The sequence below is a fragment of the Streptomyces sp. NPDC002574 genome (assembly GCF_042889545.1).
Classification (GTDB): Bacteria; Actinomycetota; Actinomycetes; order Streptomycetales; family Streptomycetaceae; genus Actinacidiphila.
This window is the reverse complement of record NZ_JBIARB010000013.1, coordinates 975-26,025: the sequence shown is the minus strand read 5'-3', so window position 1 is coordinate 26,025 and position 25,051 is coordinate 975. Positions and strand designations below refer to the sequence as shown.

The 25,051-nt window shown below is 73.3% G+C and carries 20 protein-coding genes and 1 pseudogene; 4 read left to right on the top strand and 17 right to left on the bottom strand.

Annotation, left to right across the window (positions count from 1 at the left end; genetic code table 11):
* The 9 genes from ACFYXS_RS29135 to ACFYXS_RS29095 form a co-directional block, all read right to left on the bottom strand.
* A complete protein-coding gene (locus ACFYXS_RS29135) occupies positions 1 to 1,062 on the bottom strand; it encodes a pseudouridine synthase (RefSeq protein WP_389253457.1) in 1,062 nt (353 codons plus the stop codon).
* Entirely contained in the window at positions 1,062 to 1,721 is a 660-nt protein-coding gene (scpB, locus tag ACFYXS_RS29130; protein WP_389253455.1) for an SMC-Scp complex subunit ScpB, read from the bottom strand. Before scpB ends, ACFYXS_RS29135 begins: the two co-directional genes overlap by 1 nt.
* The gene (locus tag ACFYXS_RS29125; RefSeq protein ID WP_389253453.1) at positions 1,714 to 2,922 is read right to left on the bottom strand and encodes a segregation/condensation protein A; all 1,209 of its coding nucleotides are present in this window, start codon (positions 2,920 to 2,922) and stop codon (positions 1,714 to 1,716) included. Before ACFYXS_RS29125 ends, scpB begins: the two co-directional genes overlap by 8 nt.
* A 60-nt stretch (positions 2,923 to 2,982) precedes the next feature.
* Positions 2,983 to 3,642, bottom strand: coding sequence for a hypothetical protein (locus tag ACFYXS_RS29120; RefSeq protein ID WP_389253451.1), 660 nt, complete (start codon positions 3,640 to 3,642; stop codon positions 2,983 to 2,985).
* Positions 3,627 to 4,709 (bottom strand): ParA family protein, encoded by a 1,083-nt coding sequence (locus tag ACFYXS_RS29115; RefSeq protein ID WP_384295963.1) that lies wholly within the window; start codon positions 4,707 to 4,709, stop codon positions 3,627 to 3,629. The genes ACFYXS_RS29120 and ACFYXS_RS29115 overlap by 16 nt, the downstream gene beginning before the upstream one ends.
* Before the next feature lie 365 nt (positions 4,710 to 5,074).
* Positions 5,075 to 6,190 carry an alanine dehydrogenase gene (ald, locus tag ACFYXS_RS29110; RefSeq protein ID WP_389253914.1) on the bottom strand — a complete coding sequence of 372 codons (1,116 nt, stop codon included), beginning with the start codon at positions 6,188 to 6,190 and terminating at the stop codon, positions 5,075 to 5,077.
* Positions 6,191 to 6,449: 259 nt separating this feature from the next.
* The gene (locus ACFYXS_RS29105) at positions 6,450 to 8,726 is read right to left on the bottom strand and encodes an NB-ARC domain-containing protein (protein ID WP_389253449.1); all 2,277 of its coding nucleotides are present in this window, start codon (positions 8,724 to 8,726) and stop codon (positions 6,450 to 6,452) included.
* Between the two features lie 174 nt (positions 8,727 to 8,900).
* Positions 8,901 to 9,524, bottom strand: a complete 624-nt coding sequence (locus ACFYXS_RS29100; RefSeq protein ID WP_389253447.1) for an NUDIX domain-containing protein — start codon at positions 9,522 to 9,524, stop codon at positions 8,901 to 8,903.
* 66 nt (positions 9,525 to 9,590) lie between these two features.
* A complete protein-coding gene (locus tag ACFYXS_RS29095; protein WP_389253912.1) occupies positions 9,591 to 11,237 on the bottom strand; it encodes a CTP synthase in 1,647 nt (548 codons plus the stop codon).
* Between the two features lie 406 nt (positions 11,238 to 11,643).
* Between ACFYXS_RS29095 and ACFYXS_RS29090 the strand changes: the two genes are divergently transcribed.
* Positions 11,644 to 13,452, top strand: a complete 1,809-nt coding sequence (locus ACFYXS_RS29090; RefSeq protein ID WP_389253445.1) for a glycoside hydrolase family 15 protein — start codon at positions 11,644 to 11,646, stop codon at positions 13,450 to 13,452.
* A 27-nt stretch (positions 13,453 to 13,479) separates the two neighbouring features.
* Here the strand turns inward: ACFYXS_RS29090 and ACFYXS_RS29085 are convergent, their stop codons facing one another.
* The 6 genes from ACFYXS_RS29085 to ACFYXS_RS29060 all read right to left on the bottom strand — a co-directional run bounded on the left by ACFYXS_RS29085 (position 13,480) and on the right by ACFYXS_RS29060 (position 20,456).
* Complete coding sequence (locus ACFYXS_RS29085; protein WP_389253443.1) at positions 13,480 to 14,616, bottom strand: glycosyltransferase family 4 protein; 1,137 nt, start codon at positions 14,614 to 14,616, stop codon at positions 13,480 to 13,482.
* A 983-nt stretch (positions 14,617 to 15,599) separates the two neighbouring features.
* On the bottom strand, positions 15,600 to 17,342 hold the full coding sequence (recN, locus tag ACFYXS_RS29080; RefSeq protein ID WP_389253441.1) for a DNA repair protein RecN: 1,743 nt from the start codon (positions 17,340 to 17,342) through the stop codon (positions 15,600 to 15,602).
* Positions 17,343 to 17,380: 38 nt separating this feature from the next.
* On the bottom strand, positions 17,381 to 18,301 hold the full coding sequence (locus ACFYXS_RS29075; RefSeq protein ID WP_389253439.1) for an NAD kinase: 921 nt from the start codon (positions 18,299 to 18,301) through the stop codon (positions 17,381 to 17,383).
* Positions 18,298 to 19,104, bottom strand: coding sequence for a TlyA family RNA methyltransferase (locus tag ACFYXS_RS29070; RefSeq protein ID WP_389253437.1), 807 nt, complete (start codon positions 19,102 to 19,104; stop codon positions 18,298 to 18,300). Before ACFYXS_RS29070 ends, ACFYXS_RS29075 begins: the two co-directional genes overlap by 4 nt.
* Before the next feature lie 7 nt (positions 19,105 to 19,111).
* Positions 19,112 to 19,366, bottom strand: coding sequence for a hypothetical protein (locus ACFYXS_RS29065; protein ID WP_389253435.1), 255 nt, complete (start codon positions 19,364 to 19,366; stop codon positions 19,112 to 19,114).
* Positions 19,359 to 20,456: a histone gene (locus tag ACFYXS_RS29060; RefSeq protein ID WP_389253433.1), complete on the bottom strand. Its 1,098-nt coding sequence runs from the start codon at positions 20,454 to 20,456 to the stop codon at positions 19,359 to 19,361. The genes ACFYXS_RS29065 and ACFYXS_RS29060 overlap by 8 nt, the downstream gene beginning before the upstream one ends.
* A 148-nt stretch (positions 20,457 to 20,604) precedes the next feature.
* Between ACFYXS_RS29060 and ACFYXS_RS29055 the strand changes: the two genes are divergently transcribed.
* Entirely contained in the window at positions 20,605 to 20,952 is a 348-nt protein-coding gene (locus tag ACFYXS_RS29055) for a sterol-binding protein (protein ID WP_389253431.1), read from the top strand.
* Here the strand turns inward: ACFYXS_RS29055 and ACFYXS_RS29050 are convergent.
* Complete coding sequence (locus ACFYXS_RS29050) at positions 20,949 to 22,010, bottom strand: HAD-IIA family hydrolase (protein ID WP_389253429.1); 1,062 nt, start codon at positions 22,008 to 22,010, stop codon at positions 20,949 to 20,951. The two genes, ACFYXS_RS29055 and ACFYXS_RS29050, sit on opposite strands and share 4 nt — an antisense overlap.
* A 72-nt stretch (positions 22,011 to 22,082) precedes the next feature.
* On the opposite strand from ACFYXS_RS29050, the gene ACFYXS_RS29045 reads away from it, so the two are divergent.
* A complete protein-coding gene (locus ACFYXS_RS29045; protein WP_389253427.1) occupies positions 22,083 to 23,369 on the top strand; it encodes a DUF1015 family protein in 1,287 nt (428 codons plus the stop codon).
* Positions 23,370 to 23,445: 76 nt separating this feature from the next.
* On the opposite strand, the gene ACFYXS_RS29040 is transcribed toward ACFYXS_RS29045, so the two are convergent.
* Entirely contained in the window at positions 23,446 to 24,408 is a 963-nt protein-coding gene (locus ACFYXS_RS29040) for a hypothetical protein (RefSeq protein WP_389253910.1), read from the bottom strand.
* Between the two features lie 117 nt (positions 24,409 to 24,525).
* Between ACFYXS_RS29040 and ACFYXS_RS29035 the strand changes: the two are divergent.
* A pseudogene (locus ACFYXS_RS29035) lies at positions 24,526 to 25,051 on the top strand (hypothetical protein); the annotation flags it as partial.

The following is a 25,051-nucleotide window of genomic DNA, read 5'->3' as shown; positions in this document are numbered from 1 at the left end:
TCAGAGATCGACCTCACGCATCAGCATGCCGACCTCGGTGTTGGTCAGCCGCCGCAGCCAGCCGGACTTCTGGTCGCCGAGCGCGATCGGGCCGAAGCTGGTGCGCACCAGCTTGTCCACCGGGAAGCCCGCCTCGGCCAGCATCCGGCGCACGATGTGCTTGCGGCCCTCGTGCAGGGTCACCTCGACGAGGTAGTTCTTGCCGGTCTGCTGCACGACGCGGAAGTTGTCGGCGCGGGCGTAGCCGTCCTCCAGCTCGATGCCGTTCTTCAGCTGCTTGCCGATGTCGCGCGGCAGGACCCCGCTGATCGCGGCGAGGTAGGTCTTCTGCACGCCGTACCGGGGGTGGGTGAGGCGGTGCGCCAGCTCACCGTGGTTGGTGAGCAGGATGATGCCCTCGGTCTCGGTGTCGAGACGGCCCACGTGGAACAGCCGCGTCTCGCGGTTGGTCACGTAGTCGCCGAGGCACTGGCGGCCGTCCGGGTCCTCCATCGTGGAGACGACGCCGGCGGGCTTGTTGAGCGCGAAGAACAGGTACGACTGCGTCGCCACGGTCAGCCCGTCGACGCGCACCTCGTCCTTCTCCGGGTCGACGCGCAGGCCCTGCTCGGTGACGATCGTGCCGTTGACCTCGACCCGTCGCTGCTCGATCAGCTCCTCGCACGCACGACGCGAGCCCATGCCCGCCCGGGCCAGCACCTTCTGCAGCCGCTCGCCCTCCTGCTCGGCGCCGGGGAAGGTCTTGGGCAGGTTCGGCTTGGGCTTGTCGTGCCGCGCCCGGTTCCGCTCCTCGATCTGCGCGTCGAGCTCCCGCGGGCGCGCCGGAACGGACTTGCGGGGCTTGCCGGAAGCGCCGCCGGGCCTGCCGCCCCTGCCCTTCCCGGCCTCGCCGGGGGCACCGCCGCCGACGTCGTAGCGGCGCTCCTCCGGACGGGGCCGGCCCGCGCGCTTCTGCTGGTCGTCGCGCCCACCCCCGGACCTCGACCCGGGCGTGCCACCACCGGCGCCCCGGTTGTTCCGGTTGCCACCGCTGTTCCTGCCGCTGCCGCTACTGCTTCGCATCAAGTTTCCGTCGTCGAGTCCGGGTCGAATGAGGGGACGCCCTCCAGGGAGTCCGCCTCGACGGCGTCCGCCTCCGGGAGGAAGGGCGCGAGCTCGGGCAACTCGTCCAGGCCGCGCAGGCCCATTCGCTCCAGGAAGTAGTTCGTCGTCCTGTACAGGATCGCACCTGTCTCGGGTTCCGTCCCACACTCTTCGACCAGACCCCGCTGCAGCAGGGTGCGCATCACGCCGTCGCAGTTGACGCCGCGCACCGCCGAGACCCGCGAACGGGACACCGGCTGGCGGTAGGCGACGACCGCCAGGGTCTCCAGCGCGGCCTGCGTCAGCCGGGCCTGCTGGCCGTCGAGGACGAATTTCTCCACGGCCGGCGCGAAGGCGGGACGGGTGTAGAAACGCCAGCCGCCGGCGACGAGCCGCAGGTCGAAGCCGCGGTTCTGCTCCGTGTACTCCTCGGCCAGCGCGCGCAGCGCCGCGGCGACCTCGCGGCGCGGGCGGTCCAGCACCTTGGCGAGGGTCTCCTCGGTGGCCGGCTCGTCCACGACCATCAGGACCGCCTCCAGCGCGGGGCGCAGCTCCAGCTCGGCCGGCGATAGCTGCCCGGCGGGCGCCTCCCCGGTCCGCTCCCCGGGGACGGCCGCCTCCGCGGATTCGTCAGTCATCCTTCCCGTCCTTCCTCGCCGCGGGGTCCTGGTCGAATTCATCGGTGACGAGCGGCTGCTCCGGTTCGCCCTCGCCGCCCGTCCAGCGGACGAGGAGGTCCCCCAGGGCCTCCTCCTGGTCCAGTGCGACCGCTTTCTCGCGGTACAGCTCCAGCAGCGCCAGGAAGCGGGCGACCACCGTCAGCGTGTCCGGGGCGTCGAGGGTCAGCTCGCGGAAGCTGGCCTCCCCGCGCTCGCGCAGCACGGCGATCATGTGCTCGGCCTGCTCCCGGACACTCACCAGCGGCGCGTGGATGTGGTCCACGTACACCTGCGGCTTCGGCTTGGGCTGCATCGCCTTGACGGCGAGCTGCGCGAAGCGCTCCAGGCCGATGCTCAGCACCACCTCGGGCAGCAGTTCCGCGTGGTGCGGCTCCAGCCCCACGGTCCGGGGATGGTGGAGCGACTCCGCCTCCAGGCGGTCCGCGAAGATCGCCGCGATCCGCTTGTACGCGCGGTACTGCAGCAGCCGCGCGAACAGCAGGTCCCGCGCCTCCAGCAGCGCCAGGTCCTCCTCGTCCTCCACCTCCGCGGCGGGCAGCAGGCGCGCCGCCTTCAGGTCCAGCAGCGTCGCGGCCACGACCAGGAACTCGGTCATCTGGTCCAGGTCCCAGTCCGTTCCCATGGCGCGGATGTGCACCATGAACTCGTCGGTGACCTTCGACAACGCGACCTCGGTCACGTCCAGCTTGTGCTTCGAGATCAGTTGCAGCAGCAGGTCGAAGGGCCCCTCGAAGTTCGCCAGCCGCACGGTGAACTTCCCGTCCGCCTCCCCTGCAGGCGCCTCGGGGCTGCTCTCCGCCCCGTCCTCGGGGGCCGCGGGCTCCGGCGAGCCGCTCAGCGCCCCCTGAGGGGCCTCGGGGGTATCGACGGGCTCGGGCTGCGCCGGCGCGGCGGATGGGGCCTCAGTGGCGCCGTCAGGGGCCTCGGCGGGTGCCGGGAGGACCGCGGCGGGCTCCGCGCGGTCCACGGGCTCCACCGGCGGCTCGGCCGCCGGCACGACAGGGGCGGCGCCCGCGACGCCGGTCGGGACGGCCGTGGCGGCGGCCGCCGGGGTCACGGGAGCCGGCGGCTCCGCATCCGGAGGCGGCGGCGCGGCACCGGGACCGCGGCCCAGGAGGCGGCGGGAGCGGGAGGAGCTGGCGGAGTCGTCGGAGGGCATTCAGGTCCAGGTCGTGCTGCGGGGCCGTGCGGAGGACGGCACCGTATCGCGCCGGAGGTCTCAGCGGCCTCGGAGGCGGCGGACGAGGATGCTCGCGTCGCCGCGGGACTCCAGGTCGGCGAGGACGACCGCGACGGCCTCGCGGACGATGCGGCCCCGGTCCACGGCGAGGCCGTGCTCGCCCCGCAGGACCAGGCGGGCGTGTTCGAGGTCCATCAGCTCCTCGGCGGAGACGTAGACCGTGATCTTCTCGTCGTGGCGCTCGCGGCCGCTGGGCCGCCGCGGCGCGCGCCCGGACTTGCGGCGCGGCTGCTGCTGGGCCGGCTGCGCGGGCTGCGGGACGGTCGGGCCGGAGGGGGAGGAGGCAGCCGCCCCGGGGGACCCCGCGGGCGGCTGGAGGGTGCGGCGGCCCGGCTGGTCGGCCGGGGATGCCTGTTCCGGGACGGGACGCGCGGCCGGCGCGGTCCCGCTCTCCCGGCCGGTGTGCTCGGCGTCCTCGGCGGGGGCCGCGGATTCCTGTACCGGCGCCTCCTCGGCGCCCTCCGGTTCCTCGGCCGCGGACGGGCCCGCGGGGGCCGGGACCGGCCTCAGGGGGCGGTCCGCGCTGTCGCCGGGAGTCTCACCGTTGGCGTGCTGCCGCGGCGACGAGGGCTGGAGCCCCCGCCCCCCGGTGGTCCGGAACAGTTCGTCGGCCCCCGGGAGACTCACTCGGCGTGACACCGGGCGAGCACCTCCCTGGCGAGCTGGCGATAGGCGGCCGCGCCCACCGAGTTGGATGCGTACGTGGTGATCGGCTCACCGGCGACCGTGGTCTCCGGGAAGCGCACGGTCCGCCCGATGACGGTGTGGTACACGTGGTCGTCGAACGCCTCGACGACGCGTGCCAGGACCTCACGGCTGTGCACGGTCCGCGAGTCGTACATCGTGGCGAGGATGCCGTCCAGCTCCAGCTCGGGGTTGAGCCGCTCCCTGACCTTCTCGATGGTCTCGGTGAGCAGCGCGACACCGCGCAGAGCGAAGAACTCGCACTCCAGCGGCACGATCACCTGGTGCGCGGCGGTCAGCGCGTTGACGGTCAGCAGACCCAGCGACGGCTGGCAGTCGATGATGACGTAGTCGTAGTCCGGCAGCAGCGGCTTGAGGGCGCGCTGCAGCGAGGACTCGCGGGCCACCTCGCTGACCAACTGCACCTCGGCGGCGGACAGGTCGATGTTGCTGGGCAGCAGGTCCATGCCGGGCACCGCGGTCTTCAGCAGCACCTCGTCGGCCGAGAGCCCGCGCTCCATCAGCAGGTTGTAGACCGTGACGTCCAGTTCCATCGGGTTGACGCCGAGTCCGACGGAGAGCGCGCCCTGCGGGTCGAAGTCGACCAGCAGCACACGGCGGCCGTATTCGGCCAGTGCGGCACCGAGGTTGATGGTCGACGTGGTCTTGCCGACGCCGCCCTTCTGGTTGCACATGGCGATGATCTTCGCCGGGCCGTGGTCGGTCAGCGGGCCGGGGATCGGGAAGTACGGCAGCGGACGGCCGGTGGGGCCGACGCGCTCGCGCCGCTGGCGGGCCGCGTCGGGCGCGAGGGTGGCCGCGTACTCCGGGTCGGGCTCGTACTCGGCGTCGGGGTCGTAGAACTGACCGTCCTGCAGCTCTTCTTCGTAGTGCGCCATGGGATTCGGGGTGTGTGCCTCGTTGCCTTGGTTGCCTTGTCCGGGCCTGCGCGCCTCGAAGGTGCGGACGGCCACGGAGCCCACCGCCTCGAGCCTCGAGGAGCCCTCGGCCTGAACGGTCATTCCTGGCTGACCACCCCCGGGAGCAAATGTCGACTCATTCACAAGTCGTCTTACCTCCTTGGTGACCAGGAAACTTCTCAATAGGTCAGCGTTGCAGCATGCCGACGGTTGGCGACTCTATGGCGTGTCGGTGGTTCACAGCAACACAATCCACCGGACACGGCACGATGTGTCGGCAACCGAACGCGCCGCTGTCAAGGGTGTAACGGGCTCGTCGCGGATGTTTCGCCGAGGGACGAATCGGCAAAACAGTACGGTTCCACGCGAACGGCCGGGCCCTGAACTCCCAAGGCCCGGCCGTGAGTACCGGAGGGGCGGCGCGTTGACGCCGGCCCAAAAAGTCGATCAGTCGACTGAGCCGACGATCACGCGAGCAGCGACGTCAGGTCCACCGACTCCATGCCGTGCGCCTCGGCGACCGGGCCGTAAACGACCTGCCCCTCATGGGTGTTGAGGCCCTTGGCGAGCGCGGCGTCCCGGCGCAGCGCCTCACGCCAGCCGCGGTTGGCCAGCTCCACGATGTACGGGAGCGTCGCGTTGGTGAGCGCGTACGTCGAGGTGTTGGGGACCGCGCCGGGCATGTTGGCGACGCAGTAGAAGACCGAGTTGTGCACCGTGAAGGTCGGCTCCGCGTGCGTGGTGGGACGCGAGTCCTCGAAGCAGCCGCCCTGGTCGATGGCGATGTCGACGAGCACGGAGCCCGGCTTCATCCGGGAGACCAGCTCGTTGGTGACCAGCTTGGGGGCCTTGGCACCCGGGATGAGGACGGCGCCGACGACGAGGTCCGCGTCCAGGACCGCCTTCTCCAGCTCGAAGGTGTTGGAGACGATGGTCTGCACCTTGGTGCCGAACACCTTGTCCGCCTCGCGCAGCTTGTTGATGTCGCGGTCGAGCAGCGTGACGTGGAAGCCCATGCCGATGGCGATCTGCGCGGCGTTCCAGCCGGAGACTCCGCCGCCGATGACGACGGCCTTCGCCGGGGCCACGCCCGGGACGCCGCCGGGCAGCACGCCGCGGCCGCCGGCCGAGCGCATCAGGTGGTACGCGCCGACCTGCGGGGCGAGCCGGCCGGCCACCTCGGACATCGGGGCGAGCAGCGGCAGCTGGCGGTTGGCCAGTTCGACGGTCTCGTACGCGATCGCGGTGGTGCCGGACTCCAGGAGGGCGTCGGTGCACTCGCGGGAGGCGGCCAGGTGCAGGTAGGTGAAGAGCGTCTGGTCCTTGCGGAGCCGGTGGTACTCCTCCGCGATCGGCTCCTTGACCTTCAGCAGCAGGTCGGCGGTCGCCCACACCTCGTCGGCGGTGGGGAGGATCGTGGCACCGGCGGCCACGTACTCCTCGTTCGGGATGGACGAGCCGAGGCCGGCGTCCAGCTCGACGAAGACCTGGTGGCCGCCTCGGACGAGCTCGTGCACGCCGGCGGGGGTGATGGCCACGCGGAATTCGTTGTTCTTGACCTCGCGGGGGATGCCGACCTTCACGTCGATCACGGTCCTTGGGTGGGGAGCGTCGGGTTTGCCAGTGCACAGGTCTCCGACAACTCGGCATGCCGGTCGATACCGTCTGAAACAAACCGATACCGTCCGATGTCAGGGTACGTCGGACCTGGCCGCGATGTTCGCGGCGTGACCAAGTGTAGTGAAGGAAGACTCGCTGTCCAGCCTTACAAAGTGACTACTTTCTTCGAAGGCATTGGCAGTTTCGTAGGTAGCGGCCGGTCAGGCCTTGCCCCCCTTGGCGTCAGACCTCCTCGGCGTCCGGTGTCCGGGGGATCTCGGAGGCCGGGAGCAGCCGCCGGGCGGCCGCCCGCTGCAGCCGCGCGCCCGCCGGATCGCCCAGCCGGTCGAGGGTGTCGGCCATCCGCAGCAGCACCGCGCCCTCCAGCCGCTGCTCCCCCGCCTGCCGCGCCCAGTACAGGGCGTCCCGGCAGGTCCGCAGCGCGTCCTCCGGATGGCCCGCGTACTCCTGGACCCGGGCCACCTCGGTCAGCGCGCGGGCCTGGGCCGGCAGGTCCTTCAGCCGCCGGTACGCGGTCACCGCGGCCCGCCACTCGCGCAGCGCGGGCCCGTACCGGCCGGCGTACGTCTGCAGCGCGCCGAGCCGGCCGTGCAGCCGGGCAGCGTGGGCGAGCTCACCACGTGCCTGGCGCAGGGCGAGCGCCCTGCCGTACCAGTCGGACGCGCGCTGCGGGTCGTCCAGCTCCAGGTAGGTGCCGGCGATCGCCTCCAGGGCACGGCCCTCGGCGTCCCCGTCGAAGCCCTCGCGGGCGGCGACGAGCGCGGCGCGGTAGCGGTCGAGGGCGTCGAGCGGGCGGGCGCCCTCCACGTCGAGGTCGCCGATGTTGAGCAGCGCCGCGGCCTTCTCGCGGTGCAGTCCGCGCCGCTGGGCGACGTCCAGGACGAGGTGGTGCAACTGGTAGCGCTCCGCGGCGTTCTCCCCGCCGCCCGGGTCCGCGGCCAGCGCGCGCACGAGCGCGGCCATCAGCCGACGGGCCAGGGTGTCGAGTTCGCCGTCGGCGACGGCCAGCCGTGCGGCGGCCAGCAGGACCGGCAGCCGGTCGCGCAGCCACGCGGCCGCGGCCGGGCGGTCCGCGAAGCGCAGCGACTTCGGCAGACCGTCCGGTTCGGTGTCGGCGCCCTCCAGGCCCAGCCGGCAGGCGTGCAGCAGCCGTACGGTGCGCTCCAGCATCCGGGCGCGGGCGAGCTGTGTCTCGGCCGGCTTGTCGGTGCCGCGCAGCAGCTCGTGCAGGGACGGGGTCAGCCAGCCCGGCACCCGGTACTGCCGGGGCAGCGGGTCCACGGCCGGCTCCGCGTGCAGCAGCCCGCAGCCGGCCAGGTTCTCCAGGGTCCCCTCGGCGTCGCCCACGGAGCAGCCCGCGAGCGCCGAGGCGGTCTGGGCGTCCACCAGGCCCGTGGGGGCCAGCGCCAGCAGCCGCAGCATCCGGGCGACGGCGGGGGCGAGCGCCCCGTACACGAAACGGAAGGCGCGCAGCAGCTCCGGCGGGGCGGTGGCGCGCGGTGCGGCGGCGGCCGAGGCCGCGGGGGTCGTCGCGGGGGCCGGTGTGCTGCGCGGCACCACCCGGGACCGCTTGTCGACCGGCAGGGCGTCCGCGGTCCCGCGGCGACCGACGTCCTCGCGCAGTACCCCGTCGCCGGTGGTCGGTACGGCCGGCGCCGCGTCGCGGGCCGCGGCCGGAGCGGGCGCCTGGGCCGGCGCATCCGCCCGGATGTCGTGCAGGCGGCGGGTCGCGTCGGCGACGGAGGTACGCGGCTGGGTGGCGAGCCAGGCACCGATCAGACGGAGCGCCGCGGGATGTCCGCCGCACTCGTGGGCCAGCGCCTCGGCGGCCTTGGGGTCGTTGGTGACCCGGACCCGTCCGACGGCCTGGGCGAGCAGGTCCACGCAAGCGGCCGGGTCGAGCCCGCCCAGGGTGCACGGCCGTACGTCGGGCACACCGGGCAGCGGCCCCTCCGAGGTGGCCACGAACAGGTTGCCGGAGCCCTTGGGGAGCAGGTCGAGCAGCTGCCGGGGGTCGACCACGTCGTCCAGCACCAGCACCGCCCGGCGTCCGCCCAGCGCGGTGCGCAGCGCCGCGGACAGTTCCCCGCCCTCCGCTCCCGGCTCCGCGCCGACCCCCAGCGCCCGCAGCAGGGCCCGCGCGGACTGGCCGGGGGGTACGGGTTCGCCCTCGTTGTCGCTGAGCCGGACGAAGAACTGCCCGTCGGGGTAGCGGTCGGCGACGTCGTGGGCGAGACGCAGCGCAAGGGAGGTGCGGCCGGAGCCGGGCCGGCCGGCCACCAGCAGCACCCGGCTCCCGTCGGGGCTGCGTCCGCGCAGCGTCGCGAGGCCCGGCCGGTCGATGTCGGCCCGCAGCTCCTCGAGCTCACGGCGGCGGCCGACGAAATGGGGCACATCGGGCGGGAGCGTGCCGGGGGCGGGGGTCTGTACCGACGGCTCCCGGAGGCCGTCGTCAGAAGCCGCCACCGATGCGTCGGCGTCCAGCACGTGATCCGCCACGGGCCCACTCCCGTTCTGAATGAGAACGGGATGAGCCTAGTTCACCGGGCGGGTCCGCCCCCTGGGCGCGACGCGGCCGAAGGCACCAATGATCACCCTCCCGGACGATCCGATGGTCCTACCGGACCGCGCGGCTGTACGGCGCCGGGCGGGGGCGGATCACCTCGGACGGAGTCAGACCGCGTACGGTCGCGCGGGCCACTCCGCGTCCGCGGGCCGCAGCGCGTCCAGACCGTCACCGGCGCGTGCCGCCTGCACCGCCAGCGCGCCCGTCACCAGGCTGTTGTTGTGCAGACGGCCGGAGAGGGCGCCTCGCACGAGGTCGGCCAGCGCGACCCGGGCCAGCTCCATGTCGGCCTCTTCCTCCGACACCTCGTAGCGCTCGCCCTCCACCTCGGACAGACCGCGGGCGAGGAAGACCCGGATCGCCTCGTCGGAGCCGCCGGCCGAGGGATAGACATCGACCAGCACCCGCCAGTCCTCGGCCTTGGCGTGCGCCTCCTCGTACAGCTCGCGCTGTGCGGCGTGCAGCGGGTTCTCGCCGGGGATGTCCAGCAGTCCGGCGGGGATCTCCCACAGTTTCATCCGCACGGGGTGCCGGTACTGCTTCAGGACCAGCACCCGGTCCTCGTCGTCCAGGGCCAGCACGGCCACCGAGCCCGGGTGGACCTGGTAGTCGCGCTTGGCGACGCCGCCGTCGGGCATGACGACCTCGTCGGTGCGGACACCGGTCTTGTTCCCGGTGAAGGGGGTGGTGGTGGCCGTGGTCCGCCACTCCTCAGGGGTGTCCTGCAGCATGCTGTGCCCTTCGTACGTGGTGCCGGGGCGGGCCGGGCTGCCGGCCCACCACGGCCACCGTATCGATCAGCCCTGGCGGCGCTTGACGGCGGCCGCGATCAGACCCGCGAACAGGGGGTGCGGACGGGTCGGCCGGGACTTCAGTTCGGGGTGCGCCTGGGTGGCGACGAGGTAGGGGTGCACCTCGCGCGGGTACTCCACGTACTCGACCAGCTTGTTGTCCGGCGAGGTGCCGGAGAACTGCAGACCGGCCTTCTTCTCGAGCTCGCCCCGGTAGGCGTTGTTGACCTCGTAGCGGTGGCGGTGGCGCTCCTCGACGTAGGGCTCGCCGCCGTACACCTCGCGGACGATGGAGCCCTCGGCGAGCTTGGCCGGGTACAGGCCGAGCCGCATGGTGCCGCCGAGGTCGCCCTGGCCGGCGACGATGTCGAGCTGCTCGGCCATGGTGGAGATCACCGGGTGGGCGGTGGCCGGGTCGAACTCGGTGGAGTTGGCGTCCTTGATGCCGGCGAGGCTGCGGGCCGCCTCGATGACCACGCACTGCAGGCCCAGGCACAGGCCCAGCAGCGGGATGCCGTTCTCCCGGGCGTAGGTGATCGCCGAGACCTTGCCCTCCACGCCGCGGTCGCCGAAGCCGCCGGGCACGCAGATCGCGTCGACGTCGCCGAGCTGGCGCGCGGCGCCGGCCGCGGTCTTGCAGTCGTCGGAGGTGACCCACTTGATGTTGACCTTGGCGTTGTTGGCGAAGCCGCCGGCGCGCAGCGCCTCGGTCACCGACAGGTACGCGTCGGGCAGGTCGATGTACTTGCCGACCAGCGCGACCTTCAGGTCGTGCTCGGGCTCGTGGACCCGCTTGAGCAGGTCGTCCCACTGCGTCCAGTCCACATCGCGGAACGGCAGGTTCAGCCTGCGGACGACGTAGGCGTCCAGGCCCTCGGTGTGCAGCACCTTGGGGATGTCGTAGATCGACGGGGCGTCGATGGCGGCGACCACCGCCTCCTCGTCCACGTCGCACATCAGCGAGATCTTGCGCTTGATGGAGGTCGGCACGTCGCGGTCGGCGCGCAGCACGATCGCGTCGGGCTGGATGCCGATGCTGCGCAGCGCGGCCACCGAGTGCTGCGTCGGCTTGGTCTTCAGCTCGCCGGAGGGGCCGATGTACGGCAGCAGCGAGATGTGCATCACGAAGACGTTGTCCCGGCCCACCTCGTGCCGGACCTGGCGGACGGACTCCAGGAAGGGCAGCGACTCGATGTCGCCGACGGTGCCGCCGACCTCGGTGATGACCACGTCCACGTCCTCGGTCGCCATGCGCCGGATACGGGACTTGATCTCGTTGGTGATGTGCGGGATGACCTGCACGGTGTCGCCGAGGTACTCGCCGCGGCGCTCCTTGGCGATCACCGAGGAGTAGACCTGGCCGGTGGTGACGTTGGCCGAGCCCGCGAGGTTCACGTCCAGGAAGCGCTCGTAGTGACCGATGTCCAGGTCGGTCTCGGCGCCGTCGTCCGTGACGAACACCTCACCGTGCTGGAAGGGGTTCATCGTGCCCGGGTCCACGTTGAGGTACGGGTCGAGCTTCTGCATGGTGACCCGCAGGCCCCGGGCCTTGAGCAACGCTCCCAGGCTGGAGGCCGTCAGGCCCTTGCCGAGCGAGGAGGCGACACCCCCGGTGACGAAGAGGTGCTTGGTCGTCGTGGATTTGGGCGGCAGTGCCAAGAGGGGGCTCCCGTGGTCGCGAGGTGGTGGTCGGGACGGCACCATGGCGGTGAAGAGGGGTGGTGTCGTCGCGGCGGTTCAGTGGTTCAGGCCACCGGCCCACGGGCTACCAGGGTATCAGTGACGCGCACCAGCCGCGGGGGGCGGCTCTCTGATGAAAAGGGAGGTCGCCGGGACATTGGTACGACAAAATGCACCCGACCGGCCCAGCAGGCTCGGTCGGGGCTTCCGCACCGCCCGGGTTGTCGTCGTATCCTGCTCGGACACATCGATTCGATGCGAGTGAACCGGCACGGCACCACCCCGCCTGCTCCCGGGAAAGAGCTCGTCGAAAGATCCACAGACCGCAATCACCGCCCCGGTCCCTAGGGGCGCCGCCGTCGTTCGACTGGAGACCTACGTGGCCGGGCGTATCGAGGATTACGCACTCATCGGCGATATGCAGACCGCCGCCCTGGTGTGCCGGGACGGCACGGTCGACTGGCTGTGTCTGCCCCGCTTCGACTCCCCTGCGGTCTTCGCGGGCCTGCTCGGCACCGAGGAGCACGGCTACTGGCGCCTCGGCCCCGCCTTCCCGCACGGTACGCAGCCGCCGGCCGCCACCCGGCGCCACTACCGGGGCGACTCCCTGGTGCTGGAATCGGAGTGGGACACCCCGCGCGGAACGGTCCGTGTGATCGATTTCATGCCGCCGCGTGACGGCGCCCCCCAGTTGATCCGGATCGTCGAGGGCGTGAGCGGCCGCGTGCCGATGCGCTCGGCGCTGCGCATGCGCTTCAGCTACGGCTGGGTCACGCCGTGGGTGCACAAGGTCGGGGACCGCACCGTCGGCGTCGCCGGCCCGGACTCGGTCTGGATCGACACCGATGTCGAGACCTACGGCGAGCACCTCACCACGTACGCCGACTTCACCGTGGCCCCCGGCGACCGCGTCGCCTTCACGATCAGCTGGCAGCCCTCGCACAAGGAGCCGCCCCCGCTCGCCGACCCCGAGTCCTCGCTGGAGGCCACCGAGGACTTCTGGCGCGAGTGGGTCGCCCAGTGCACCTACCACGGCCCCTACCGGGACGCCGTGGTCCGCTCCCTGATCACGCTCAAGGCGCTCACGTACGGGCCCACCGGCGGCATCGTGGCCGCGCCGACCACCTCACTGCCCGAGGACATCGGCGGCGTCCGCAACTGGGACTACCGCTTCACCTGGCTGCGCGACGCGGCGATCACCCTGTCGTCCCTGCTGCGCACCGGCTACCGGGACGAGGCCCGCGCCTGGCGCGAGTGGCTGCTGCGCGCGGTCGCGGGCGACCCGGAGAACCTGCAGATCATGTACGGCATCGCCGGCGAGCGCGAGCTCGGCGAGACCGAGCTGGACTGGCTGCCCGGATACGAGGGCTCCACCCCGGTCCGGGTCGGCAACGGCGCCGCCCACCAGCTGCAGCTCGACGTCTACGGCGAGGTCACCGAGGCGCTCCACCTGGCCCACATGACCGGCCTGGCCCGCAACGACTACGCCTCGCTGCTCCAGCTCCGGCTCATCCACTACCTCGAGGACCACTGGGACGAGCCCGACGAGGGCATCTGGGAGGTCCGCGGCCCGCGCCGGCACTTCGTCCACTCCAAGGTCATGGCCTGGGTCGCCGTCGACCGCACCGTCAAGCTCATCGAGTCCGGCGAGGTCGACGGCCCGCTGGAGCGCTGGCGCGACCTGCGCGACGAGATCCACCGCGACGTGTGCGAGAAGGGTTACGACAAGGAGCGCAACACCTTCACGCAGTCCTACGGCTCGCGCGAGCTCGACGCGTCGCTGCTGCTCATCCCGCAGGTCGGCTTCCTGCCGCCGGACGACAAGCGCGTCATCGGCACCATCGAGGCGATCCAGCGGGAGCTGTCCACCGAGGACGGCTTCGTGCTGCGCTACCCGACCGACGCCCCGCCCGGCGGCGAGAACCTCGACGGCCTCCCCGGCGACGAGGGCGCCTTCCTCGCCTGCTCGTTCTGGCTCGCCGACGACCTCGCCATGATCGGCCGGGTCGACGAGGCGCGCCGGCTGTTCGAGCGGCTGCTGGCCCTGCGCAACGACCTCGGCCTGCTGGCGGAGGAGTGGGACCCGCGCCTGCAGCGTCAGGTCGGCAACTTCCCGCAGGCGTTCAGCCACGTCCCGCTGATCGACACCGCGCTTCGCCTGACCGCGAGCGGCGCGTACGGCGGCTGAACGGCCGCCAGGACCCTCGGGCGGCGATCAGCGCGAGGACAACTCGTCGTAGATGCTGAGCACTTGGGCGACCGTGTCATCCTCGGTCGGCCAAGTGCCCGCCTGCGCGGGGCCGGCGGCGGCCAGCGCGGACCGCCGCTCCGCATCGCCGAGCAGGCGCACCACGGTGTCGGCGAGCCGCTTCGGGTCGCCGTACGGGACCAACTCGGCGGCGTCGCCCACGAGTTCGGGGGTGCCGCCGACGTTCGTCGCGATCAGCGGGACCCCCGCGTGCAGGGCCTCCTGGGCGATGACCGAGCGGGCCTCCCAGCGGGAGGGGAGTACCACCGCGTCGGCGGCGGCCAGCAGTTCGGGCACGTCGTCCCGCAGGCCCAGCAGCAGCACCGGCAGCCGCTCGGTGTCGATCCGTTCCTGCAGCTCCGGGCGCAGCGATCCCTCACCCGCGACCACCAGCAGCGGCTGCGGGTCCAGCCGCGTCCAGCCGTGGACCGCGTCGAGCAACTGGTCGTACCCCTTGTGCGGCTCCAGGCGGCCGACCGCGAGCAGCAACGGCCGTTCCCCGGCGCCGAATTCGTCCCGCGCCTTCTGGCGGCGCCGCTCCGACTCGGCGACCGCCTCGGGCGTCACGGCGGTCCTGGGCGGCAGCGGCACACCGATCGGCGCCAGCCGGGCGTCGCGGGCGCCGACGGCGCGGGCCCGGTCCACCAGGTCCGAGGACGCGCCCAGCACCACGGACGCGGCCCGCGCCACGCGCCGTTCCAGCAACCGCAGCAGCGGTTTGCGGGCGCCCTCCGCGAAGACCGCGCCGTGCCAGGTGACCACCAGCGGGGTACGCCGCCCGCCCAGCGCCACGGTGGCCAGCAGCCCGGCCCGCAGGCCGTGCGCGTGCACGACGTCCGCCCCGGCGCAGGCCGCCCGCAGAGCCGTCACCACCGCGGCGTCCGCGCGCGGCACGGACCGGCGGGTGATCTCCACCGGCGCGAACCGCGCCCCTGCCGCGGCGAATCCGTACCGCTCCTCCGCCACCCCCGGCCCGCAGACCGTCACCTGCACCCCGCGCGCCACCAACCCGCCCGCGACCGAGGCCACATGGGCCCTCCCCGTCTCACCCAGCACATGGACGGCGTGCAGCTGCCCGTGCAGGGGGCTCGGAGTACTGCTCACGCGCGGTCGGACTCCTGACTCGGCATCGGGCGAAGGGGATTGCAGTGTGCTGCCCTCCAGGATGCCAGGCCAATACGCCATCCAGGGAGCGCTGCGCGGCGCGCGCCCGGTCGCACGTACGCGGGACCACCCTTACGAGTGCCTCAGTATGCTCCAAGCCGCTCCCGCCCGGCCCGCCCCCCAGCGCGTGCGCAGCGCCGCGGACCCGCCCCACACGGCAGGCCCGGCCTGCCTTGCCGTCAGAACCATGTCGGCCCGACGCGGTCCGCACGATCGGCCCCAGGGCCCGACACCGGGGCATCGCCGTCCAGTCCGCCCGTTTTCCACGTCAGCGGCCGCGAGGCGACGTAACGACCGACGCCCGATCCGGAACGAGCGCGCATCCGCAACCCCGCAGACTCCGGGCGCCCCAGCCCCGCAGCCGTCGGGCGCCGCGCCTGCCGGCTCACACACATCAACCCCAGGGCCCGACACCGGGGCATCGCCGTCCAGTCCGCTCGCCTTCGTCGTCGGCGGGCCTCAAGGCGACGCACCGCCCGGCGCCGGTCCGAAAACGAAGACGCACATTCGCAACCCCGCAGACTCCGGCGCCCCAGCCCGCCGCCGTGGGCCACCGGCCACGCAAAGCGCTCACCCGCAGCCGCCGGGCGCCGCGCCTGCCGACTCACACACATCAACCCCAGGGCCCGCCAACGGACACTGCCGTCCAGTCCGCCAGCCCTCCGCGTCGCCGGCCGCAAGGCGACGCACCGCCCGGCGCCCGGTCCGAAACGAAGGCGCACATTCGCAACCCCGCAGACTCCGGCGCCCCAGCCCTGACCCCACCGCGACCGGGCACCGGGCCACCGCGGCCGACTCGGCCCGGCATCGGGCCCGGAGGTCACGCCCCGCGAAACACCCCGCGCAGGCGGAACAGGCACCCGGCCACCGGCTCCCGGCAGGCAGCGCGCCCCCGCCCCGGTCGCGCCGCGAACGCGGCGGACTCAGCGGGCCTCGCGGGCCGCCGCGAGCAGTTCCTCGGCGTGGGCGCGTCCCAGCTCGGAGTCCTCCAGGCCGGCGAGCATGCGCGACAGTTCGCGCACCCGCTCCTCGCCCTCCAGCACGCGGACACCGCTGCGGGTCACGGAGCCGTCGTTGGTCTTCTCGACCAGCAGTTGGCGGTCGGCGAACGCCGCCACCTGCGGCAGGTGAGTGACCACCACGACCTGTGCGGTCCGCGCCAGCTTGGCCAGGCGCCGGCCGACCTCGACGGCCGCCTTGCCGCCGACACCGGCGTCGACCTCGTCGAAGAGGTACGTGGGCACGGGGTCGGACCCCGCGAAGACCACCTCGACCGCGAGCATCACGCGGGAGAGCTCACCGCCGGAGGCGCCCTTGGAGATCGGCCGGGGCGGTGCGCCGGGGTGCGGGGCGAGCTGGAGTTCCACCTCGTCCGCGCCGGTCGCGCCGAAGGCGACCGGGCGGCCGCCCACCACGACGCCCTCGGGGTCCTCGGTCTGCCGCAGGGCGACCGAGACCCGGGCGTGCGGCATGGCGAGCTGTGCGAGCTCCGCGGTCACGGCCCCGGCGAAACGGTCCGCCGCCTCCGCGCGGGCGTCGCTGAGCGCCTGCGCGAGGTCGCCGAGCTCGGCCCGCAGGGCGTCGCGCTCGACGGTCAGCTCCGTGATCCGGTCGTCGTCGCCCTCCAGCTCGCCCAGGCGCGCGCCGCCGGTGGCCGCCCAGGCCAGAACGGCGTCGATGTTCGCGCCGTACTTGCGTGTCAGGTGGGCGAGGACGGCACGCCGGTCCTCGACCGCGGCCAGTCGCCGCGGATCGGCGTCCAGGTTGTCGGCATACCCGGCCAGATCGCCGGCGACGTCGCCGAGGAGGATGCCGATCTCGCCGATCCGGTCGGCCAGCGCGGCGAGCTCCGGGTCGTGCGAGCGCACGGCGTCCAGGGCGCGCTGGGCGCCCGCGACGAGCATTCCCGCGTCGACGCCCTCGGGGTCCTCGGGGTTGCCCGCCAGGGCGGCGTGGGCCTGGGTGGCGGCCGAGGCGAGCGCCTCGGCGTGCCCCAGCCGCTCCGCCTCGGCGGCCAGCTCGTTGTCCTCACCCGGCAGCGGCTCCGCGTCGGCGACCTCGTCCAGGCCGAAACGCAGCAGGTCGGCCTCCTGGGCCCGTTCCCGGGCCCGGGTGGTCAGCTCGTCCAGTTCGCCCGCGACCTCGCGCAGCCGCCGGTAGGCCGCGCCGTACTTGGCCAGCGGCACGGCGACGGCGTCGCCCGCGTACCGGTCCAGGGCCTCGCGCTGGCGCGCGGGCCGCAGCAGCCCCTGCTGGTCGGTCTGGCCGTGCACGGCCACCAGCTCGTCCGCCAGCTCGCCCAGCAGCCCCACGGGCACCGAGCGACCGCCCACGTACGCCCTGGAGCGGCCCTCCGCCGAGACGGTACGGCTGATGAGCAGCGCGCCGTCGTCCAGCTCGGCACCGGCCTCCTCGGCCCGTACGGCGGCGGGCGCGTCGGCGCTCAGCGTGATCCGCCCCTCGACGGACGCCGATTTCGTGCCGATCCGGACCAAACCCGGGTCGGCGCGGCCGCCCAGGAGCAGCCCGAGGCTCGTGACGACCATGGTCTTGCCCGCGCCGGTCTCGCCGGTCACCGCCGTGAAGCCGGGTGACAGCTCCACCACGGCGTCCTCGATGACTCCCAGCGACCTGATCCGCATTTCCTCCAACACGGATACGACCATACGAGGTTTGCGGCCCGCCGCGCGACGGGCCTCACTCCTCAGTGCGCCGCGCCCCGCCAGCCCGCCACCGGAAGGGCGAACTTCGCGACCAGCCGGTCGGTGAACGAGGCGTGGTGCAGCCGCGCCAGCCGCACCGGCACGGCACCCCGCCGCACCTCGACGCGCGCCCCCGCGGGCAGGTCGACCGACCGCCGTCCGTCGCACCACAGGACCCCGTGCGGCGTCTTGGGCTGCACCTCGACCGCGAGCACCGACCTCGGCGAGGTGACCAGCGGCTTGGCGAACAGCGCGTGCGCGCTGATCGGCACCATGAGCAGCGCCTCGACCTCCGGCCAGACCACCGGACCGCCCGCGGAGAACGCGTACGCCGTCGATCCGGTCGGGGTCGCCATGACCACCCCGTCGCCGCCGAAGCGGGACACCGGACGGCCGTCCACCTCCGTGACGACCTCCAGCAGCCGCTCGCGCGCCTGCTTCTCCACCGATGCCTCGTTGAGCGCCCAGTCGGTGTGCACGACCCGGCCGTCGTTGCGGACCAGGACGTCGATCGTCATGCGCTCCTCGACCTCGTAGTCGCGCGTGACGACCCGGTCGACGACCTTGTCCAGGTCGTCCCGCTCCGCCTCCGCGAGGAAGCCGACGCGGCCCAGGTTGACGCCCAGCATCGGCACGCCCGAGGCGCGGGCGAACTCCGCGCCGCGCAGCAGGGTGCCGTCACCGCCGAGCACGATGATCAACTCGCAGTCCTCGACGGTCTCCGGGCCGATCTCCTGCACCCGCTGCACCGCGCCGCTGTCCGGCAGGGTGAGGTCCTCGGCCTCCTCGGCCAGCACCCGCACGCCGATGCCGCAGCGCCGCAGTCCCTGGACGACCCGCTCCGCGCTGCGAATGGCGGCGGGCCGGCCGGTGTGGGCCAGCAGGAAGATCGTGCGCTCCTGCGCCTGAAGTGTCTCGCTCAACGGGGCCCCTCCGCCACGGCGCGGTCGACGTCGGCCGGGTCGAGCTCGGGTGCCCCGGCGCGCAGCCACAGAAAGTACTCCACATTCCCCGACGGTCCCGGCAACGGGCTCGCGGTCACGCCCAGCACCCCCAGTCCCAGTCCGGCCGCCTGTCCGGCGACCTGGCGTACGGCTTCGGCGCGCAGCTGAGAGCTGCGCACGACACCGCCGCTGCCCAGCCGTTCCCTCCCGACCTCGAACTGCGGCTTGACCATGAGGACAAGGTCCGCGTCGGGCGCGGAGCAGCGGACGAGTGCGGGAAGGACGAGCCCGAGCGGAATGAAGGACAGGTCGCCGACGACGATGTCGGCCGGCCGTCCGTCGATCTGCTCGAGCGTCAACTCGCGCACATTGGTACGGTCCTTGACGGTGACGCGTTCATCGCTCTGCAGCGACCACGCGAGTTGGCCGTAGCCGACGTCCACCGCCACGACGTGCGCGGCGCCGTTGCGGAGCAGTACGTCCGTGAAGCCGCCGGTCGACGCCCCGGCGTCCAGCGCCCGGCGGCCCTCCACGGCCAGCCCCAGCGGCACGAAGGCCGCCAGCGCCCCGGCGAGCTTGTGCCCGCCGCGGGAGACGTAGTCCGGGTCCGAGCCGTCCTCGGCCACGACCACCGCCGCGCTGGTCTCCACCTGCGTGGCGGACTTGGTCGCGGTCGTCCCGCCCACGGTCACCCGGCCGGCGGCGATCAGCTGCCCGGCGTGCTCCCGCGAGCGGGCGAGGTTCCGGCGCACCAGCTCGGCGTCGAGTCGGCGTCGTGCCACGTGAGGTTCAGCTCCTGTTGTCGTCGAGTCTCGTGAGGGCGTCACGCAGCCCACGGTGTACATCCTCGTACACCTCGATGTGGTCCTCGGTGGGCAGCACATCGGCGTCCTCCAGGCGGACAAGCACGCCGTCCACCTCGGTATTCCCCGTCGCCTCCACCACGACCCCCATCGGCTGGGGCCCCTCCGGCCCGGACGCCGCCTCCGGCGCCGCCTGGGCGATCACCTCAGGCGTCACCTGCACCGCTCCGGCCTCAGTCACGGCCCGCCTCCCGGGTCCCGGTGGTCTTCTTCGCCGCGGTCTTCCTGGCGGCGGTCTTCTTGGCCGCCGGGTTCGCGGTGGTGGTCTTCTTGGCCGCGCTCCTGGCGGGGGTGGCCTTCGCCGTGGTGGCGGCCTTCTTGGCCGTCGCCTTGGCCGCGGAGGCGGTCTTGGCGGCGGGCGCGGTCTTCTTGGCGGCGGTCTTCTTCACCGGGGTCGCCGGAGCCGTCGGGGCCGCGGGGGCGGCCTTCCGGGCCGCGGTGGTCTTCCCGGCAGCAGCCGTCTTCGCCGGTGTCGCCTTGGTGGCAGCCGTGGCCTTGGTGGCGGCAGCGGTCTTCTTGGCGGGAGCCGCCTTCTTGGCCGGGGACTTCTTCGCCTCCGGAGCCGCCTTCTTCGCGGCAGCCGTCTTCTTGGCGGGAGCCGCGGCCGCTGCCGGGGTCGTGGGTTTCGGCGCGGCGGGCACCGCCCCGGGGGCGGCGTTCTTGCGCGCGGTGGGCGCGGCGACGGGGGTGGTGGACGGCGCGGCCGCCTCCTTGGGGGAGGCAGGAGCCGTCGCGGGGGCCGCGTTCTTGCGCGCGGTGGGGGTGACGCCGCTGGCCGGCGTTTCCTCGCCCTCGACCGGCACGTGCTCGACGGGCGGCTGCGGCGGGACGTACAGCCCCGGTTCGGCCTCCACGCCGTCCATGTCGTCCACGTCGACCAGGTCGGCCGTGCCGGCCGTGTCCGAGGCGCCTGCGGCCGTCTTGGCCCGCCCGTCGCCCTCCAGGTTGCGGATGCGCCGCTCCAGCGCCTCCAACACCACCCCGACCCGCGTGACGTCGTCGGCGAGACGGCTGACCCGGGTCATCGCCTTGTCGATCTCCTCGCGGATGAGCCCGACGAGCAGGTCCCGGTTGGCGCGCCCAGCCGTCATCAGCTCATCGGCGAGCGTCTGGACCTCCGTCGGGATGCGCCGGCCGATCGAACGCTGGACTTCCTCGACGTCTATCCCCGCCTGGTCCAGCAGCTCTCTCGCCGCCCCGACCGCCCGTCGCCGGGTGGCCTCGGTCAGGCCGCCCGCAATCTGCAGGCAGGTCCGCAGCGCGTCCCGCATCGCCCTCACTCCTCACCTTGGGGTTCACCGGTCTCCGTGCTTCTCGTTGGTCATGACGCTACCCCGTAGCGGCCCGCACCTTGCCAAGGGTCCGCTGCGGTACCGTCGATCAGCACACGTCAGCATCCGAACGGGAGACGCACAACCGATGGCGACCATCGAGGAGTGCCGCAGCGCACTCGACCGGCTGTCGGAGAACCTCGCCAGGGCGGAGGGCGACGTGCGCAGCGCGGCCGCCCTCGACCGCTCGCTGAGCTGCCGCATCACCGACCTCGACATCACCTTCGTCGGCCGGCTCTCCGGCGGCCGCATCCATGATGTCGTCACCGTGCCCGGCACGCCGGACGAGCGCGCGCAGATACGGCTCACCATGGCCGGTGACGACCTGGTCGCGCTCGTCGACGGCAGGCTGCACTTCGCGAAGGCGTGGGGCAGCGGCCGGGTGAAGCTGGAGGCGGCCCTGCGCGACCTCCTGCGGCTGCGCAAGCTCCTCTAGCCGCCGACCCGGCCGCCGGGGCCCGGCTGGCTCAGGCCCAGCCGGGCGAGGGCCTTCTCCGCGTCCAGGGTGCAGGTCCCGCTGCCCGCCGCCGTCCAGGCCGCCGCGCACAGCGCGCGCAGCCCGTCCATGGGCTCGCCCTGCCCGTCCAGCAGCAGCGCGCCGTCGCCCGCCAGCGCCGTCCAGCCACCGCAGCGGTACGCCCCCTCGCCGCCGGCCGCCACCACCTCGGGCTGCGGCGTGAGCAGCCCGCGCAGGTCCGCGTCCACGTACGTCGGCCGGTGCTGCGGCGGCGCGGCGAGCAGCTGCGCCGCGGAGGCGACCCCGGTGAGGACCAGCAGGGAGTCGACGCCGCCCGCGTGCGCGCCCTCGATGTCGGTGTCGAGCCGGTCCCCCACCACCAGGGGCCGCTCGGCGCCCGTCCGGATGACGGTCTCGCGGTGCATCGGGGGCAGCGGCTTGCCGGCGATCTGCGGCGTCGCGCCGGTCGCGATCCGCACGACCTCCACGAGCGCGCCGTTGCCGGGCGCCTTGCCGCGCGCGGTCGGAATCGTCAGGTCGGTGTTGGACGCGAACCAGGGCACGCCCCGGTTGACCGCGTACGCGGCCTCGGCGAGCTGTTCCCAGCCGACCTTGGGCGAGTAGCCCTGGACGACCGCCGCGGGGTCGTCGTCGGCGGAGTCCACCGGCCGCAGTCCGCGCTCCCGCAGCGCCTCCACCAGCCCCTCCCCGCCTACCGTCAGCACCCGCGCCCCGCTGGGCACCTGGTCGGCGATCAGCCGGGCCACCGCCTGCGCCGAGGTGATGACCTCCGACGCCTCCGCGGGCACGCCGAGCCGGGTCAGGTGCTCCGCGACGGCCTGCGGGGTGCGGGCCGCGTTGTTGGTGACGTACGCCAGGTGCATTCCGTGCCCGCGCGCCGCGCCGAGCGAGTCGACCGCGTGCGCGATGGCGTCGCCGCCGGCGTACACGACCCCGTCGAGGTCGAGCAGCGCCGTGTCGTACGCCTGGTCCAAAGGCTGTTCGCTGCCGTCCGGCACGGTCCGGTGGGTCGTCATCGGGCTGTCGCTCCTCGTATGTTGTCGATCACTCGGCACTCCCCGCGGGCATGACCCGCGTAGCATTCCCGGATGAGCATTTCCGGACCCGCTGCACCGGGTGGTTTGCGGCTCGCGCCGTTCCGCGCGCTCCGCTACGTCCCCGAGCGGGTCGGCAGCCTGGCCGCGGTCACCTCGCCACCGTACGACGTCGTCGTCCGGCCCGAGGGACAGCGGCACCTGGAGACAGCCGACCCGCACAATGTCGTGCGGCTCATCCTCCCCAGCGCCGAGCCCCCGGACGGCCGGCACCTCAAGGCGGCCTCCACGCTGTCCCAGTGGCAGAAGGACGGCGTCCTCGCCCTGGACCCCGCGCCCGCGCTGTACGTCTACGAGCAGCACGACGGCGACCACCTGCAACGGGGACTCATCGGCGCCCTGCGGCTGACCCCGCCCGAGGAGCGCGTCGTCCTCCCCCACGAGGACGTCATGCCCGGACCGGTCGCCGACCGCGCCGCCCTCATGCGCGCCACGGCCGCCAACCTCGAGCCGCTGCTGCTGTCGTACCGCGGCGAGGACGGGCCTGCCGGCCGAATCGTCGAACGCGCCGTCCAGGACGCCCCGCTGCTCGCCACGACCACCGAGGACGGCATCCGGCACCGCCTGTGGGCGATCACCGACGCCGACGCCATCGCGGCCGTCGCCGCCGACCTGTCGCACCACCAGGCGCTCATCGCCGACGGCCACCACCGGTGGGCCACCTACCTGCGGCTGCAGGCCGAACACGACGGCCCGAGCCCCTGGGACTACGGCCTCGTGCTGCTCGTCGACAGCGCCCGCTACCCGCTGCGGGTCCGCGCGATCCACCGCGTACTGCCCCAACTGCCCGTCGCCCTGGCCCTGGAAGCCGCCCGCAAGGTCTTCCGGGTCCGTGAACTGCCGGGCCCGCTCCCCCAGGCCCTGGCCGCCCTGGAGGACGCCACGGCCGAGGGGAACGCCTTCGTCCTGAGCGGCGACAGCCGCTTCCACCTGCTGGACCGGCCCGATCCGGACCTGACCGCGCTGACCGTCCCGCACGACCGCCCCGAGGCATGGCGGCGGCTCGACGCGACCGTGCTGCACAGCCTGCTGCTGGACCGCGTCTGGGAGGTCCCCGACGCCCCCGAGCACATCCAGTACATCCACGACACGGAAGCGGCCGTGGCGCACGCCCAGCGGCTGGGCGGCACCGCCGTGCTCATCCACCCGGTGCGGGAGAGCGTCGTCCACGAACTCGCCCGCCAGGGCGTCACGATGCCGCGCAAGTCGACCTCGTTCGGCCCCAAGCCGGCTTCCGGCCTGGTCCTGCGCAGCCTGGAGCCGGACGCCACACCGGCCTGACGGAGAACGGCGAAGGGCGGCACCCGCGTGACGCGGGTGCCGCCCTTTTCGTTCGCTGTCCGCGGTGCGTCGCGGATCAGTCCTCGGTGTCGCGCGAGGGCTCCTTGAACGGATTCTCGAGGAAGGCCGACGGATCGGCCTCGTCGGTCAGGTCGACCTCGGGCTCCTCCACCGGGGCGGCGGGCCGCTCGTCCGTCGTGGCCTTCGCCTCCGGCTCGTCCTCGTCCTCGTCCTCGTCACCCACTTCCTCGTCGTCGTCCTCGTCGTCCTCGTCGTCGTGGTCCGCGTCATCGTGGTCCGCGTCGGCAGCGGACGGCGCGACCGCGTCGCCCCCGGGGACGACCGCCTCGTCGTCCTCGTCGTCCAGCACGTCCACGAAGTCCACGCCGTCCAGCTGCGCCAGACGGTCTGAGGCGTCCGTGCTGCCGGTGTGGTCGGCCTCCACCGCCTTGGCGAACCACTCGCGCGCCTCGTCCTCACGGTCGACGGCGAGCAGCGCGTCGGCGTACGCGTAACGCAGCCGGGCGGTCCACGGGTGAACGGCGTTCGACGCCAGCTCGGAACTCTGCAGCGTGACGACCGCGGCCTCGTTCTGGCCCATGTCGCGCCGGGCCCCGGCCGCCACCAGGCGCATCTCCACCTGGCCGGCACGGTCCAGCTTGTGCACCTCGGGGGCGCCCGCCATCTCCAGCGCGCGCTCCGGACGGCCCATGCCCCGCTCGCAGTCCGCCATGACCGGCCACAGGTCGACCGTGCCCGTCATGCGGCGGCAGGTCCGGAACTCGGCCAGCGCCTCGGAGTACCGCTCCGTCGCGTACGACGCGAAACCGGCCGCCTCACGGACGGCGGCGACGCGCGACGCGAGCCGCAGCGCGACACGGGAGTACCCGTAGGCCGCGTCCGGGTCCTCGTCCAGCAGCCGGGCCACCATCACGAGGTTCCGCGCCACATCTTCCGCCAGCGTCTTCGGCAGGCTCATGAGCTCCTGCCGCACGCTCGGGTCGATCTCCTGACCCGTCACCTCCTCCGGGATCGGCAGCCGCTTGATCGGCTCCCGCTCCTCACGGCGGTCGTCACGGCCCCGCGTGTCCGCGAAACGGCCGCGCCCCTGCACGTTCGGACGCCGGCCACCGCGGTCGTCATCCCTGCGCGGACCATGCGGGCGGTCGTCACGCCGGTCGTCCCTGCGGAAGCCACCGCGATCGCCACTGGGACGGTCGTCACGGGGACGGTCGTAGCGGGGCCGCTCGTCGCGCCGGTCGTCACGACGGAACCCACCACGGTCGTCACGGGGACGATCCTCGCGCGGACGGTCGTCACGCGGCCTGTCGTAGCGGGGCCGCTCATCACGACGGTCATCGCGACGGAACCCACCACGGTCACCACCGGGACGGTCCTCACGCGGACGGTCCTCACGGGGGCGATCGCCAGCGGGACGGTCGTAGCGCGGACGCTCATCACGACGGTCGTCACGGCGGAACCCACCGGGACGGTCCTCACGCGGACGGTCCTCACGGGGACGGTCGTAGCGCGGACGCTCATCACGACGGTCGTCACGGCGGAACCCACCGGGACGGTCCTCACGGGGACGGTCGTAGCGCGGACGCTCATCACGACGGTCGTCACGGCGGAACCCACCGGGACGGTCCTCACGCGGACGGTCCTCACGGGGACGGTCGTAG

What these genes read in the sequence shown, in the direction of transcription:
- ACFYXS_RS29135 (WP_389253457.1), bottom strand. Translation starts at nt 1,062, where the DNA reads ATGCGAAGCAGTAGCGGCAGCGGCAGGAACAGCGGTGGCAACCGGAAC.
- scpB (WP_389253455.1), bottom strand. Translation starts at nt 1,721, where the DNA reads ATGACTGACGAATCCGCGGAGGCGGCCGTCCCCGGGGAGCGGACCGGG.
- ACFYXS_RS29115 (WP_384295963.1), bottom strand. Translation starts at nt 4,709, where the DNA reads ATGACCGTTCAGGCCGAGGGCTCCTCGAGGCTCGAGGCGGTGGGCTCC.
- recN (WP_389253441.1), bottom strand. Translation starts at nt 17,342, where the DNA reads ATGGTCGTATCCGTGTTGGAGGAAATGCGGATCAGGTCGCTGGGAGTC.
- ACFYXS_RS29060 (WP_389253433.1), bottom strand. Translation starts at nt 20,456, where the DNA reads ATGCGGGACGCGCTGCGGACCTGCCTGCAGATTGCGGGCGGCCTGACC.
- ACFYXS_RS29100 (WP_389253447.1), bottom strand. Translation starts at nt 9,524, where the DNA reads ATGCTGCAGGACACCCCTGAGGAGTGGCGGACCACGGCCACCACCACC.
- ACFYXS_RS29050 (WP_389253429.1), bottom strand. Translation starts at nt 22,010, where the DNA reads ATGACGACCCACCGGACCGTGCCGGACGGCAGCGAACAGCCTTTGGAC.
- ACFYXS_RS29045 (WP_389253427.1), top strand. Translation starts at nt 22,083, where the DNA reads ATGAGCATTTCCGGACCCGCTGCACCGGGTGGTTTGCGGCTCGCGCCG.
- ACFYXS_RS29125 (WP_389253453.1), bottom strand. Translation starts at nt 2,922, where the DNA reads ATGCCCTCCGACGACTCCGCCAGCTCCTCCCGCTCCCGCCGCCTCCTG.
- ACFYXS_RS29055 (WP_389253431.1), top strand. Translation starts at nt 20,605, where the DNA reads ATGGCGACCATCGAGGAGTGCCGCAGCGCACTCGACCGGCTGTCGGAG.